This window comes from Streptomyces sp. NPDC091287 (assembly GCF_044768525.1).
Classification (GTDB): Bacteria; Actinomycetota; Actinomycetes; order Streptomycetales; family Streptomycetaceae; genus Streptomyces.
Window position 1 is genome coordinate 137,644 of sequence record NZ_JBIVUV010000016.1, and the last position, 13,101, is coordinate 150,744.

The 13,101-nt window shown below is 71.9% G+C and carries 14 protein-coding genes; 7 read left to right on the plus strand and 7 right to left on the minus strand.

The annotated features are described in order from the left end of the window. Window positions 1–64: 64 nt before the first annotated feature. Both ACIQRW_RS26415 and ACIQRW_RS26420 read right to left on the minus strand, forming a co-directional pair. On the minus strand, window positions 65–1,510 hold the full coding sequence (locus ACIQRW_RS26415; protein WP_403764620.1) for an ArsA-related P-loop ATPase: 1,446 nt from the start codon (window positions 1,508–1,510) through the stop codon (window positions 65–67). Then, a complete protein-coding gene (locus ACIQRW_RS26420) occupies window positions 1,507–2,481 on the minus strand; it encodes an ArsA family ATPase (protein WP_403764622.1) in 975 nt (324 codons plus the stop codon). Before ACIQRW_RS26420 ends, ACIQRW_RS26415 begins: the two co-directional genes overlap by 4 nt. A gap of 72 nt (window positions 2,482–2,553) precedes the next feature. Here ACIQRW_RS26420 and ACIQRW_RS26425 point away from each other — a divergent pair, with 72 nt between their 5' ends. The 4 genes from ACIQRW_RS26425 to ACIQRW_RS26440 all read left to right on the plus strand — a co-directional run bounded on the left by ACIQRW_RS26425 (window position 2,554) and on the right by ACIQRW_RS26440 (window position 5,144). Beyond that, on the plus strand, window positions 2,554–2,712 hold the full coding sequence (locus ACIQRW_RS26425; RefSeq protein ID WP_003967454.1) for a DUF4177 domain-containing protein: 159 nt from the start codon (window positions 2,554–2,556) through the stop codon (window positions 2,710–2,712). Then, the gene (locus ACIQRW_RS26430) at window positions 2,712–3,182 is read left to right on the plus strand and encodes a RidA family protein (protein ID WP_403764624.1); all 471 of its coding nucleotides are present in this window, start codon (window positions 2,712–2,714) and stop codon (window positions 3,180–3,182) included. Before ACIQRW_RS26425 ends, ACIQRW_RS26430 begins: the two co-directional genes overlap by 1 nt. Window positions 3,183–3,405: 223 nt before the next feature. Beyond that, the gene (locus ACIQRW_RS26435; RefSeq protein WP_403764625.1) at window positions 3,406–4,311 is read left to right on the plus strand and encodes an NUDIX hydrolase; all 906 of its coding nucleotides are present in this window, start codon (window positions 3,406–3,408) and stop codon (window positions 4,309–4,311) included. Beyond that, window positions 4,308–5,144 (plus strand): MBL fold metallo-hydrolase, encoded by an 837-nt coding sequence (locus ACIQRW_RS26440; protein WP_403764627.1) that lies wholly within the window; start codon window positions 4,308–4,310, stop codon window positions 5,142–5,144. Before ACIQRW_RS26435 ends, ACIQRW_RS26440 begins: the two co-directional genes overlap by 4 nt. A 101-nt stretch (window positions 5,145–5,245) precedes the next feature. On the opposite strand, the gene ACIQRW_RS26445 is transcribed toward ACIQRW_RS26440, so the two are convergent. Next, entirely contained in the window at window positions 5,246–5,920 is a 675-nt protein-coding gene (locus tag ACIQRW_RS26445) for a Crp/Fnr family transcriptional regulator (RefSeq protein ID WP_003967450.1), read from the minus strand. A 370-nt stretch (window positions 5,921–6,290) separates the two neighbouring features. On the opposite strand from ACIQRW_RS26445, the gene nth reads away from it, so the two are divergent. The 3 genes from nth to ACIQRW_RS26460 all read left to right on the plus strand — a co-directional run bounded on the left by nth (window position 6,291) and on the right by ACIQRW_RS26460 (window position 9,466). Beyond that, window positions 6,291–7,301: an endonuclease III gene (gene nth, locus ACIQRW_RS26450; protein ID WP_403764629.1), complete on the plus strand. Its 1,011-nt coding sequence runs from the start codon at window positions 6,291–6,293 to the stop codon at window positions 7,299–7,301. Between the two features lie 103 nt (window positions 7,302–7,404). Next, window positions 7,405–8,169, plus strand: a complete 765-nt coding sequence (locus ACIQRW_RS26455; RefSeq protein WP_403764631.1) for an NUDIX hydrolase — start codon at window positions 7,405–7,407, stop codon at window positions 8,167–8,169. 91 nt (window positions 8,170–8,260) lie between these two features. Next, complete coding sequence (locus ACIQRW_RS26460; protein ID WP_403764633.1) at window positions 8,261–9,466, plus strand: MarP family serine protease; 1,206 nt, start codon at window positions 8,261–8,263, stop codon at window positions 9,464–9,466. A 75-nt stretch (window positions 9,467–9,541) separates the two neighbouring features. Here ACIQRW_RS26460 and ACIQRW_RS26465 read toward each other — a convergent pair whose 3' ends face one another. From ACIQRW_RS26465 to nhaA, 4 genes are all read right to left on the minus strand, one after another. Beyond that, complete coding sequence (locus tag ACIQRW_RS26465; protein ID WP_073740733.1) at window positions 9,542–9,745, minus strand: hypothetical protein; 204 nt, start codon at window positions 9,743–9,745, stop codon at window positions 9,542–9,544. A 115-nt stretch (window positions 9,746–9,860) separates the two neighbouring features. Further along, the gene (locus ACIQRW_RS26470; RefSeq protein WP_403764635.1) at window positions 9,861–10,883 is read right to left on the minus strand and encodes an alpha/beta fold hydrolase; all 1,023 of its coding nucleotides are present in this window, start codon (window positions 10,881–10,883) and stop codon (window positions 9,861–9,863) included. Further along, on the minus strand, window positions 10,880–11,434 hold the full coding sequence (locus ACIQRW_RS26475; RefSeq protein WP_403764637.1) for a phage holin family protein: 555 nt from the start codon (window positions 11,432–11,434) through the stop codon (window positions 10,880–10,882). Before ACIQRW_RS26475 ends, ACIQRW_RS26470 begins: the two co-directional genes overlap by 4 nt. Window positions 11,435–11,474: 40 nt before the next feature. After that, window positions 11,475–12,896, minus strand: a complete 1,422-nt coding sequence (gene nhaA, locus ACIQRW_RS26480) for a Na+/H+ antiporter NhaA (RefSeq protein WP_403764639.1) — start codon at window positions 12,894–12,896, stop codon at window positions 11,475–11,477. Window positions 12,897–13,101 lie beyond the last annotated feature (205 nt).

Below are 13,101 nucleotides of genomic sequence, written 5' to 3' on the forward strand. Positions count from 1 at the left end.
GAGCCGGACCGTGTGTCATCAGGCCCGGTGGGTGGTGTCTACGCCGCTCCGGCATGGGTGGTGTCTACGCCGCTCCGGCAGGGGTCGGAGCGGAGCCGTCCGCCAGGCGGTGGCCGATGGCCCGGAGGCCGTTCAGGTCGTGTACGTCGCCGGGCAGCGCTGCCACGGCCGTCACCGGCACCTCGGGGTGCAGCGCGGTGAAGCGGTCGCGGGTGCGGTGCTCGCGCGCGACGACCTGCATGCGATCGGCGTGCAGACGTAGCAGACCCGCCGTCAGTTCCTCGACGCCCACCGCCTCGTCGGCGGTCGCGCCAGCAGAGCCGGCCGCGTCCGCGGGGCTCGTCGCGTCGTCAGGGGTGGTCGCGGATGTCGCGATGCTCTCGTGGGGCGGCTCGTTCTCCGTCGTGTCCTGGTGCTCGGCTGCGGGGTCGGGGCCGGACGCCTGCCCGGCCTCGGGGGAGAGGAGCGGCTCGGTCGGTCCGGAAGCGGTGACCGCCGGGTCGGGGGCTTCCTGGTCACCAAAGCCAGCTTTCCCGGCCCTCTGATCCACAATGCGGGTGTCGTCAAGATTTTCTGCGGCGGCCAGTGCCTGCTCGGCGGAGAGCCGCGAAGCCTCGCTGCCGTGCACGCGGTTGAGGACCAGACCGGCCAGCGGCATCTTCTCGGCGGCCAGCCGCTCCACGAAATAGGCCGCCTCGCGCAGCGCGTCCTGCTCCGGCGTCGCCACCACGAGAAAGGCCGTGCCGGGCGCCTGGAGCAGCTTGTACGTGGCGTCCGCGCGGCTGCGGAAGCCGCCGAACATGGTGTCCATCGCGGCGACGAACGTCTGGACGTCCCGCAGGAACTGACCCCCGAGCAGCTTGCCCAGCGTTCCGCTCATCATCGACATACCGACATTGAGGAACTTCATCCCGGCCCGGCCGCCCACCTTCGCGGGCGCCATCAGCAGCCGGATGAACTTCCCGTCGAGGAACGATCCGAGCCGCTTCGGCGCGTCCAGGAAGTCCAGCGCGGAGCGCGAGGGAGGGGTGTCGACGATGATCAGGTCCCACTCGTCGCGCGCCCGCAACTGCCCGAGCTTCTCCATCGCCATGTACTCCTGCGTACCGGCGAACCCGGCCGACAGGGACTGGTAGAAGGGGTTTTCCAGGATCGCCCTGGCCCGTTCGGCGTCCGCGTGGGCCTCGACGGTCTCGTCGAAGGTCCGCTTCATGTCCAGCATCATGGCGTGCAGTTCGCCCCGGCCGTCGATGCCGTCGACCCGCCTCGGCACGTTGTCCAGCCGGTCGATGCCCATGGACTGGGCGAGTCGGCGGGCCGGGTCGATGGTGAGGACGACGACCTTCCGGCCGCGCTCGGCGGCCCGTACGCCCAGGGCGGCGGCGGTCGTGGTCTTGCCGACCCCGCCGGAGCCGCAGCACACGACGATCCGGATGCCCGGGTCGTCCAGCAGCGCGTCCGTGTCCAGCCCCGCCACGGACGGGTCCCCACCGGCTGTGTTCGCCGTCATGCGTCTCCCTCTTCCCCCGCGCCCTGCTTACGGAGCTCCGTGGCCAGGTCGTGCAGCGCGTTGAGGTCCACCCCGTCGCCGATCAGCGGGAGCTCCGCCGTCGGCAGGCCGAGACCGGCCAGCACCGCGCGCTGCTCCCGCTCCAGACCGACCCGCTCGGCGTGCTCGGCCGCCTGCTCGACCAGGGGCCGCACGAGCGCCGCGGAACCGGTCACTCCGGCCCGGGTCAGCGCTTTGGCGATCTCCTTGCGGCGGCCGCCCGCGGCGGTGCGCAGGGCGTCCTCGTCGAGCAGATGCGGGCGGACCATGTTCACGAAGACGCTGCCCACGGGCAGTTCGGCGGCGCGCAGCTCGGCGATGCCGTCCGCGGTCTCCTGGACCGGCATCTCCTCCAGGAGGGTCACCAGATGGACCGCGGTCTGCGGGGACTTCAGGACCCGCATCACGGCCTGGGCCTGGTTGTGTATGGGGCCGATCCGGGCCAGCCCGGCGACCTCGTCGTTGACGTTGAGGAAGCGGGTGATCCGGCCGGTCGGCGGGGCGTCCATGATCACGTGGTCGTAGGCGAACCGGCCCTGCTTGTCCTTGCGGCGTACGGCTTCGCACGCCTTGCCGGTCAGCAGGACGTCCCGGACGCCGGGCGCGATGGTGGTGGCGAAGTCGATCGCGCCGAGCTTCTTCAGCGCCCGGCCGGCGCTGCCGAGCTTGTAGAACATCTGGAGGTAGTCGAGGAGAGCGCGTTCGGCGTCGATCGCCAGCGCGTACACCTCGCCGCCGCCCGGTGCGACGGCGATCTTGCGCTCCTCGTAGGGGAGCGCGTCGGAACCGAAGAGCTGGGCGATGCCCTGCCTGCCCTCGACCTCGACGAGGAGGGTGCGCCTGCCCTCGGTCGCGAGGGCGAGCGCGAGGGCGGCGGCGACCGTGGTCTTACCGGTGCCGCCCTTGCCGCTGACGACCTGGAACCTGCTCACGTATTCGAGCCTAACCAGTCCGGCCCCGGGCTACGCACGGGACCGTACGTGCCAGGCGTTACAGTCGGGCCCATGACCAAGTGGGAATACGCGACCGTGCCGCTTCTCGTGCACGCGACCAAGCAGATTCTGGACACCTGGGGCGAGGACGGCTGGGAGCTGGTCCAGGTCGTTCCCGGGCCGAACAACCCCGAGCAGCTCGTGGCCTACCTGAAGCGGGAGAAGGCGTAGTGGCGGGCGCCGTCGAGGCGCGGCTCGCCGAGCTCGGCCTGACCCTGCCCGCCGTCGTGCCGCCGCTGGCCTCGTACCAGCCGGCCGTGCGGTCCGGGGTGTACGTGTACACCTCGGGCCAGCTGCCGATGGTGGACGGCAAGCTCGCCGTCACCGGCAAGGTCGGCGCCGAGGTCACGCCGGACGAGGCGAAGGAGCTCGCGAAGACCTGCGCGCTCAACGCGCTGGCCGCCGTGAAGTCGGTCGTCGGCGACCTGGACCGGATCGAGCGCGTCGTGAAGGTCGTGGGCTTCGTCGCCTCGGCCTCCGACTTCACCGGCCAGCCTGCCGTGATCAACGGCGCCAGCGAGCTGCTGGGCGCGGTCCTCGGCGACAAGGGCGTGCACGCCCGCAGCGCCGTGGGCGTCGCCGTGCTGCCGTTGGACGCACCGGTCGAGGTCGAGGTCCAGGTGGAGCTCGCCGACGCCTGAGAGTCCCTTCTCGCTCTACCTTTCGATCCTGTCCGGTCCCCGCGACCGGGCGGGATCGTGTGTGTCCGGGGCAGGTCGTACGTCTACGGGGCAGGTCGGGCGGGTACGGGGCAGATCGGGCGGGTACGCGTGTCCGCGTGTCGGGCGGGTACGGGGCGTGTCGGGTCACCGCGACGATCAGGGAACCCTCGAACATCGGCGCGGTTCCGGATAGCCTCCGGCCATGTCCCAAGGTCAGTGGTACCCCCCGGAATGGCCCGACCGGATCCGGGCCCTCGCCGCCGGTGAGCTGACGGCCGTGACACCCCGGCGGGCCGCCACCGTGATGCTGCTCCGCGATCCGGGCGGGCCCGAGGCGGGCGGTGCGCCCGGTGGCCCTGTCGTGCACATGCTTCGCCGCCGGACCTCCATGGCCTTCGCCGGGGGCGCGTACGCCTATCCGGGTGGCGGGGTCGATCCGCGTGACGACGACCGGCTGATCGGGTGGGCCGGGCCTCCGCTGGAGCACTGGGCCGCGCGGCTCGGCGTGGCGACGGTCACCGAGGCGCAGGCCGTCGTCTGTGCGGCGGTGCGCGAGACGTTCGAGGAGGCGGGCGTCCTTCTCGCCGGGCCGACCGCGGGGACCGTGGCCGGCGACACGACCGGGGACGACTGGGAGGCCGACCGGGAGGCGCTGGTCGCCCGGGAGCTGTCCTTCGCGGAGTTCCTGGACCGGCGAGGCCTGGTGCTGCGCTCGGACCTGCTGGGTGCCTGGGCGCGCTGGATCACGCCGGAGTTCGAACCGCGCCGGTACGACACCTGGTTCTTCGTCGCCGCGCTCCCCGAGGGGCAGCGCACCCGGGACGTCTCCACCGAGGCCGACCGCACGGTGTGGATCGCCCCCGCTGACGCGGCCCGCCGCTACGACCGGGGCGAGCTGCTGATGATGCCGCCCACCGTGACCACGCTGCGGGCCCTCGCGCCGTACAGGACGGCCGCCGAGGCGCTCGGGGCGGCCGACGGGCAGGACATGACCCCGGTCCTCGCGCAGGCCCGTCTGGAGGGCGGCGAACTGGTGCTGAGCTGGCCGGGGCACGACGAGTTCACCAAGCACGTACCCGCGGCGGGCCCGGCAGGCGGTGGAGCGTGAGCGACGCGGCAGCCCTGCCCGGACAGCCGCGCGGAACCGTGGCCTCCGGCCCCGCGACCGCCCGCACGGTCAACATCCTCGCGCCCAACCCGTCCGCGATGACGCTCGACGGGACGAACACCTGGATCGTGGCCGAGCCCGACTCCGATCTCGCGGTCGTCATCGATCCCGGCCCGCTCGACGACGTACACCTGCGGGCCGTGATCGAGGCGGTGGAGTGGTCCGGGCGGCGCGTGGGCCTCACGCTGCTCACCCATGGCCACCCCGACCACGCGGAGGGCGCGGGCCGGTTCGCGGAGCTGACGGGGACGAAGGTGCGGGCCCTGGACGCCGCGCTGCGGCTGGGCGACGAGGGCCTCGCGGCGGGCGACGTGATCACCACCGGCGGCCTGGAGCTGCGGGTCGTGCCGACGCCCGGGCACACCGCGGACTCGCTCTCGTTCCATCTGCCCGCCGACCGGGCGGTGCTGACGGGCGACACGATCCTCGGCCGCGGCACGACGGTGGTCGCGCACCCGGACGGGCGGCTCGGCGACTACCTGGACTCGCTCAGGCGGCTGCGGTCGCTGACGGTCGACGACGGCGTCCACACGGTGCTGCCCGGCCACGGCCCGGTGCTGGAGGACGCGCAGGGGGCGGTGGAGTTCTACCTGGCCCACCGCGCGCATCGGCTCGCCCAGGTGGAGACGGCGGTGGAGGCCGGGCACCGTACGCCGTCGGAGGTGGTGGCGACGGTGTACGCCGATGTGGACCGCTCCCTGTGGCCGGCCGCCGAGCTGTCGGTGCGGGCGCAGCTGGAGTACCTGACCGACCACGGGCTGATCGAGAGCTGATCCGGCCCGCGCGCGGCGAAGGGCCCCGCCGACGGACGTACCGGAGTGCGTACTCCGGTACATGCCCCGGTCGGCGGGGCCCTTCGCGTACGGGATCGGGGTCAGCGCGAACGCTTCGCCAGCCGCTCCACGTCCAGCAGGATGACCGCACGGGCCTCCAGGCGCAGCCAGCCGCGGCCCGCGAAGTCCGCGAGCGCCTTGTTGACCGTCTCGCGGGAGGCGCCGACCAACTGGGCCAGCTCCTCCTGGGTGAGGTCGTGCACGACGTGGATGCCTTCCTCGGACTGGACGCCGAAGCGGCGCGACAGGTCCAGGAGGGCGCGGGCGACACGGCCCGGCACGTCGGAGAAGACCAGGTCGGACATCTGGTCGTTGGTCTTGCGCAGCCGCCGGGCGACCGCGCGCAGCAGCGCGGTGGCCACCTCGGGCCGGGCGTTCAGCCAGGGCTGCAGGTCGCCGTGGCCGAGGCCGAGGAGCTTGACCTCGGTCAGCGCGGAGGCGGTCGCCGTACGCGGGCCCGGGTCGAAGAGCGACAGCTCCCCGATCAGCTCGCCGGGGCCGAGCACGGCCAGCATGTTCTCGCGCCCGTCGGGCGAGGTGCGGTGGAGCTTCACCTTGCCCTCGGTGACCACGTACAGGCGGTCACCCTGGTCGCCCTCGTGGAACAGCGCGTCTCCGCGCGCGAGGGTCACCTCACTCATCGAGGCGCGGAGCTCCGCGGCCTGCTCATCATCGAGCGCCGCGAAAAGCGGGGCGCGCCGCAGAACGTCGTCCACGAGTTCTCTCCTTGTCGGCCTGTTCAGGGAACCGTGGTCCCCATCATGCCGGACGGTAAAACAGTGCGATCAATCACAAACCAGTTTGACGCACGGGAGTGGCGGCCCCTACGGCAGGGGGCCGATCGGGGGTGGATATGCCGTGACAGCGGTGGTTGTCGGTGCCTGGCTCTAGGCTGGCCGGGTGTCCAGAACGCCGGGGAGAGCGCAGGCCAAGGGGGCTGACGGGGTGCTGAAGGGCGACGATTCCGCTGTGGGCGAACAGCCCCGGTCGCGCCCGAGGAATGCCGCGAATGGCTCCCTCCCGGACGCGCACGGCTCGCCCGGAGAGCCGGGGAAGCCGCTCCGGAAGTCGGCCAGGAGGTCCGCAGTGTCATCGTCGTCATCGTCAACGCCCGGCAAGTCCGGTAAGTCCGGCAAGTCCGTCAAACCTGGCAAAACCGGCACGGCTGCCACGGCGCGCACGGCGGCCACGACCGCAGCGGCCACGACCAGGGAGGCCACGACCACGGCGGCCACGGCGCGTACGGCGGCCACGGCGCGTACGGCGGCCACGGCGCGTACGGCGGCCACGGCCAAGGCCGTCAAGGCGCCTGCGGCGCGCAAGGCGCCGAAGGCGGAGTCGCACCTCGCGATGGTCCGCCGGGCGCGCCGGATCAACCGCGAGCTCGCCGAGGTCTATCCGTACGCCCATCCCGAGCTGGACTTCCGTAACCCGTTCGAGCTCCTCGTGGCCACGGTCCTCTCCGCCCAGACCACGGACCTGAGGGTCAACCAGACCACCCCCGCGCTCTTCGCCGCCTACCCCACCCCCGAGGACATGGCGGCGGCCGTGCCGGAGGAGATGGAGGAGATCATCCGGCCGACCGGGTTCTTCCGGGCCAAGACCAAGTCGCTGCTCGGCCTCTCGACCGCCCTCCGGGACGAGTTCGGCGGCGAGGTCCCTGGGCGCCTGGAGGACCTGGTGAAGCTGCCCGGCGTCGGCCGCAAGACCGCCAACGTGGTTCTGGGCAACGCCTTCGGCGTCCCCGGCATCACCGTCGACACGCACTTCGGGCGTCTGGTGCGGCGCTGGAAGTGGACCGACGAGGAGGACCCGGTGAAGGTCGAGGCGGTCGTCGCCGGGATCTTCCCCAAGAGCGAGTGGACGATGCTCTCGCACCGGGTGGTGTTCCACGGCCGCCGGATCTGCCACGCCCGCAAGCCCGCCTGCGGTGCCTGCCCCATCGCCCCGCTCTGTCCTTCGTACGGCGAGGGCGAGACCGATCCGGAGAAGGCCGGGAAGCTCCTCAAGTACGAGATGGGCGGCTATCCGGGCCAGCGGCTCAGCCCGCCCGCCGACTACCCGGGAAAGCCCGCGCCCGCGCTCGGGGCGGGGTGAGGGCGACGCCCCGCGCACGGCCCCCCGCACCTTCACCCCTCAGGACGGAACGGCTCGGAACGAAATGCCCGATGACAGGCGTTGTGAATCGACGGGGGTGCCTATGACGCACACGCACACGCACACACACGGCACGACGCGCGCCGGGAACGACCTCGCCGAGGGGCCGGGGCACCGCGGTGGCGGCCGTGCTCCCGACCCGGCCGTCGCCGTCACCACGGACGGCCTGCCCGCGTGGCTCGACCCCGTCGCCGCCGCCGCGCGCAGCGTCCAGCCGCAGCAGCTCAGCCGCTTCCTGCCGCCCGAGAGCGGGGCGGGCCGGCAGTCCGCCGTCCTGGTCCTGTTCGGCGAGGGGGAGCGCGGCCCCGAGCTGCTGCTGATGGAGCGTTCCGGGACCCTGCGCTCCCACGCCGGGCAGCCGTCCTTCCCCGGCGGCGCGCTGGATCCCGAGGACGGCGACCAGGCCACCACCGGGCCCCTGCGGGCGGCTCTGCGCGAGGCCGAGGAGGAGACCGGGCTCGACCCCCGGGGCGTACAGCTCTTCGGCGTGCTGCCCCGCCTCTACATCCCGGTCAGCAGCTTCGTCGTGACACCCGTGCTGGGCTGGTGGCGCGCGCCCAGTCCGGTCGGGGTGGTCGATCCGGCCGAGACGGCCCGGGTCTTCACGGTCCCCGTGGCGGATCTCACGGACCCCGCGAACCGGGCCACGGCTGTCCACCCGAGCGGGCACAGCGGCCCGGCATTTCTGGTCGAATCGGCTCTGGTCTGGGGCTTCACGGCCGGAGTGATCGACCGGATTGTGCACTACGCGGGCTGGGAACGCCCCTGGGACAGGGCCAGACAGGTGCCGCTCGACTGGCGCGCATGACACGCTGGCTGTCCTGCTGCGCTGTTCCGGGCCCGGCCCGGACCCCGTCACCACCGACGGGCCAGGTGACGAAACTGCGAGGCTACAGACGGTGAACGTGCTGGACATCCTGCTGCTGCTGGCTGCCGTGTGGTTCGCGGTCATCGGCTATCGCCAGGGTTTCGTCGTCGGCATCCTGTCGGTGATCGGCTTCCTCGGGGGCGGTCTCGTCGCCGTCTACCTGCTGCCGGTCATCTGGGACCGGTTGACCGAGGACGCCGAGGTCTCCACCGCCGTCGCCATCGGCGCGGTCGTCATCGTGATCGTCTGCGCCTCGGTCGGCCAGGCCTTCACCACGCACCTGGGCAACAGACTCCGCCGGTACATCACGTGGTCGCCCGCGCGCGCCCTGGACGCCACCGGCGGCGCCCTGGTCAATGTGGTGGCCATGCTCCTGGTGGCCTGGATGATCGGCCTGCTGCTGGCGGGCACCTCGCTGCCGACCCTCGGCAAGGAGGTCCGCAGCTCCTCGGTGCTGCTCGGGGTCGACCGGGTGATGCCGGAGCAGGCGCCCAACTGGTTCCAGGACTTCTCCTCCGTCCTGGCGCAGAACGGCTTCCCGCAGGTCTTCAGCCCGTTCGCCAACGAGCCGATCACCGAGGTCAAGGCCCCGGACCCGGCCCTCGTGGGCAGCCCGGTGGCCGCCCGCGCCAAGAAGTCGATCGTCAAGGTCGTGGGCACGGCCCCGAGCTGCGGCAAGGTCCTCGAAGGCACCGGCTTCGTCTTCTCCGAGCGCCGGGTGATGACCAACGCCCATGTGGTCGGCGGCGTGGAGGAGCCCACCGTGCAGATCGGCGGCGAAGGCCGGCTGTACGACGCGAAGGTCGTCCTCTACGACTGGCAGCGCGACATCGCGGTCCTGGACGTCCCCGATCTCCGGGCCAGGCCACTGCAGTTCACCGGCCCGGACGACGACGCGGAGACCGGCGACAGCGCGATCGTCGCGGGCTTCCCCGAGAACGGCGCGTACGACGTGCGCTCGGCCCGCGTCCGCGCCCGCATCGACGCCGACGGCCCGGACATCTACCACCGGGGCACGGTGCGCCGCGATGTGTACTCGCTCTACGCGACGGTGCGCCAGGGCAACTCGGGCGGCCCGCTGCTCACTCCGGACGGAAAGGTGTACGGAGTGGTGTTCGCCAAGTCGCTCGACGACCCGGACACCGGCTACGCGCTGACGGCCGACGAGATCCGCGAGGACATCGAGATCGGCCGCGAGGCCAACCAGCAGGTCGACAGCCAGGGCTGCGCCCTCTAGGTCGACAGGGTCCAGGGGTTGTCCGACACGGGTGCCTGACACCCCCGGGGCCCGTCCCGGCCGAGCCGGTGAGGGTCAGTTACGGGGGTGTCGTAGCCGTGCCGAGACCCAGCGGGCCCGACGGCGGAGGATGCGCGGAATCCCGAGACGGGAACGGTGAAGGTCATGCACATCGTGCACCCGGCCCCGGGGGCCGCCCCCCTCATGAGTGCTCACACCGGCTGACGCGGTGGAGCGGCGGTTGCGTGCTTCGTCAGTGAAGTCGTGCGTCCAGCCCATACCCCGACGTCTGCCCGTGACCCAAGGTCGGTAATCGTGCGCGAGTCAGCCAATTGGCCTATGCGGCAGGCAATTGGCTGCTCGTCGGACACGCGTGCCCGTGGCGGGCAGGCGGCTACCGGTCGGGCTCGGGGTCCTTGAGCCAGTTGATGAGTTCGGTGGAGAAGCCGATCGGATCCTCCTCGTGCGGGAAGTGCCCCACACCGTCGAAAAGTCGCCACCGGTAGGGCGCCTCGACGTACTGGCCTGACCCGGCCGAACTACGGGTGCGGACCGCCGGATCGAGCGACCCGTGCAGGTGCAGCGTGGGCACTCGGACCGGACGCTTCATCCGTCGGTTGAACTGGATCCCGTCCGGGCGCGCCATCGACCGCACCATCCAGCGGTACGGCTCGATCGAGCAGTGGGCGGTGGAGGGGATGCTCATGGCCCGCCGGTAGACGTCCATGGTCTCCTCGTCGGGGAACTCCGGGGTGCGGGGGCCCGCCCAGTCCTGGATGAGGCTCCCGACCAGCGCTGCGTCGTCCGCGAGGAGCTGACGCTCCGGCAGCCACGGGCGCTGGAAGCCCCAGACGTACGAACCGGCCCGCGACTGCGCGAAGTCGGACAGCATCGACGAGCGCCAGCGGCGCGGGTGCGGCATGGAGGAGACGGCGAGCCGGCGGACCAGCTTGGGCCGCATCACGGCGGCCGTCCAGGCGAGGTAGCCGCCGAGGTCGTGGCCGACCAGGGCCGCGTCGGGCTCACCGAGGGAGCGGATCACCCCGGTGACATCGAGGGCCAGGTTGGCGGGGTCGTAGCCGCGCGGTGTGCGGTCGCTGCCGCCCACCCCGCGCAGGTCCATCGCGACCGCCCGGAACCCCGCGTCGGCGAGCGCGGTCAGCTGGTGGCGCCAGGTCCACCAGAACTGCGGGAAGCCGTGCAGCAGGAGCACCAGCGGCCCCTCGCCCATCTCCGCGATGTGGAACCGCGCACCGTTGGCCGCCACGTCGCGGTGGGTCCAGGGGCCGTCGAGGCGCACCGGGCCCCCGGCGGCGGCCCGGCCCGCGGGGCTCGTGGCCGGAGCGGCCGGGGCGGCCGGAACCTCCGGGGCCACCGGACCCGTCGGGCCGAATGCGCTGGAATCGGGAACCGTCATGTGGACGAGCGTGCCACAGCGTCGGCCTTGCCCTTACCGGAGTCCTTGCCGGCGTCCTTCCCGGAGCCGCTCTCGATGCTCTTCCTCGACAGGGTGCTGCCGGAGCGCTCGATGATCGCGTCGGCCGCGATCGACGGGCGCGGGTGCGGCTTGGCCTTCTGCAGGACGGCCGCGGTCTGCTTGGCGGAGGCGATGGACTTCTCCGGCGGCTTGATCTTCTTGAACTTCCGCAGACCGATGAATCCGATCAGGGCGGCCAGGAGGATGAAGGCGCCCGCCACGATCAGGAAGGACCACGCCAGGCCCAGGCCGAGGTTGTGGATCCCGTACGCGGCCGCGAAGCTCAGCATCGGCATCGTGAACAGCAGCAGCACGCCCGCGGCGATGAACGCCGCGCTGCCGATCGCCCCGCGCTTGACGTCCTGCCGCACCTCCGCCTTGGCCAGGGCGATCTCGTCGTGCACCAGCGCGGACATCTCGGCCGTCGCCGAGGCGACCAGCTGCCCGATGCTGCGGTCCGCACTGCCCGCGTAGTTGCCGGGGTCGCTCATCCCTGACTCCCTCTCCGTCTTCGACACATCCGATGTCAGATCATGCCGGACTGTTCGGCTTGTTGCGCGCTGCCCCCGCCCGCTCTTCGGCGAGACGGCGGTGTTCCGCCGCCTTCCGCTCGTGGATGGCGGCCATCCGCAGGTGATATTCCGGATCATCCTGCTCGTAGACGTCGGGTACCCCGGATTCGTCCTCGTCCAGCTCCTCGGCCGCGATCAGCGCCCGGTACTTGCGTACCCGGAGCTTGAGCAGCACGCAGGCGAGCAGGGCCGCGGTCAGTGAGCCGAGCAGGACGGCGGCCTTGATCTCGTTGACCATCTCCGGGTCGCCCTCGAAGGCGAGCTCACCGATGAGCAGGGAGACGGTGAACCCGATGCCGGCGAGCGAGGCGACCGCGAAGACATCGGCCCAGGCCAGGTCCTTGTTCAGCTCCGCCCTGGTGAAGCGGGCGGCGAGGTAGGTGCCGCCGAAGATGCCGACGGTCTTGCCGACGACGAGGCCGAGGACGACGCCGAGCGTTTCGGGCCGGGTGAAGACGCCGGCCAGCGCCTCGCCGTTCAGCGCGACCCCGGCCGAGAACAGGGCGAACAGCGGGACGGCGATCCCGGCGGACAGCGGGCGGACCAGGTGTTCGATGTGCTCGCCGGGGGAGTGCTTCTCGCCCTCGCGACGGGTGCAGCGCAGCATCAGGCCCATCGCGACACCGGCGATGGTGGCGTGGATGCCGCTGTTGTACATCAGGCCCCAGATGACCAGGGCGAGCGGAATGTAGACGTACCAGCCCCGGACGTCGAAGCGGAGGAGGAGGTGGAAGACGACCAGTCCGAGGACGGCCCCGCCGAGCGCCAGGAAGTTCAGGTCCGAGGTGAAGAACACCGCGATGATCAGGATCGCGAAGAGGTCGTCGACGACGGCCAGGGTGAGCAGGAAGGCCCGAAGCGCGGACGGCAGCGAGGTGCCGATGACCGCGAGGACGGCGAGGGCGAAGGCGATGTCGGTGGCGGTGGGGACCGCCCAGCCGTCCGTCGAGCCGCCGCCGACGACCGTGGTGAGGAAGTAGACGAGGGCGGGCACCGCCATGCCGCACAGGGCCGCCACCACCGGGAGGGCCGCGGCCTTCGGATCGCGGAGTTCGCCCGCGACCAGTTCGCGCTTGAGCTCGACGCCGGCGACGAAGAAGAAGACGGCGAGCAGTCCGTCCGCCGCCCAGTGCGCCACGGAGAGGTCCAGGCCGAGGCTGCCGACGCCGAAGTGGAAGCCGCTGACCGCTTCGTACGAGCCGCCGAAGGTGTTCGCCCAGACGAGCGCGGCCACCGCGGCCACCAGCAGCAGCACACCGCCGACCGTCTCGGTACGGAGGGCCTCCGCCACGTAGTTCCGCTCGGGGAGCGAGAGCCTGCCGAGCAGCGGGCGCCGGGGCGGCGCCGGGGGCGCGGGGGTGGGCGGGTTGGGCGGTGCCACGAGAGGACCTCCAGGTCAGGGCGGCATGAGGGCATGACTGATGGACATGCCGACCAGACTTCCCGGCGCCCCTGTGGAGATGTTCTCTGCAGTTGTGGGTGAAGCGCCCACTCTACCGGGGGCGTAAAGAGCGGGACCGTAATGGGTGATCTTCAGGCTAAATGCCCGATGGGCACCCGGCGCGTTGCCGGATGCCCATCGGAGC

What these genes read in the sequence shown, in the direction of transcription:
- ACIQRW_RS26470 (WP_403764635.1), bottom strand. Translation starts at nt 10,883, where the DNA reads ATGACGGTTCCCGATTCCAGCGCATTCGGCCCGACGGGTCCGGTGGCC.
- ACIQRW_RS26455 (WP_403764631.1), top strand. Translation starts at nt 7,405, where the DNA reads ATGACGCACACGCACACGCACACACACGGCACGACGCGCGCCGGGAAC.
- ACIQRW_RS26415 (WP_403764620.1), bottom strand. Translation starts at nt 1,510, where the DNA reads ATGACGGCGAACACAGCCGGTGGGGACCCGTCCGTGGCGGGGCTGGAC.
- ACIQRW_RS26435 (WP_403764625.1), top strand. Translation starts at nt 3,406, where the DNA reads ATGTCCCAAGGTCAGTGGTACCCCCCGGAATGGCCCGACCGGATCCGG.
- ACIQRW_RS26465 (WP_073740733.1), bottom strand. Translation starts at nt 9,745, where the DNA reads ATGGGCTGGACGCACGACTTCACTGACGAAGCACGCAACCGCCGCTCC.
- ACIQRW_RS26475 (WP_403764637.1), bottom strand. Translation starts at nt 11,434, where the DNA reads ATGAGCGACCCCGGCAACTACGCGGGCAGTGCGGACCGCAGCATCGGG.
- ACIQRW_RS26425 (WP_003967454.1), top strand. Translation starts at nt 2,554, where the DNA reads ATGACCAAGTGGGAATACGCGACCGTGCCGCTTCTCGTGCACGCGACC.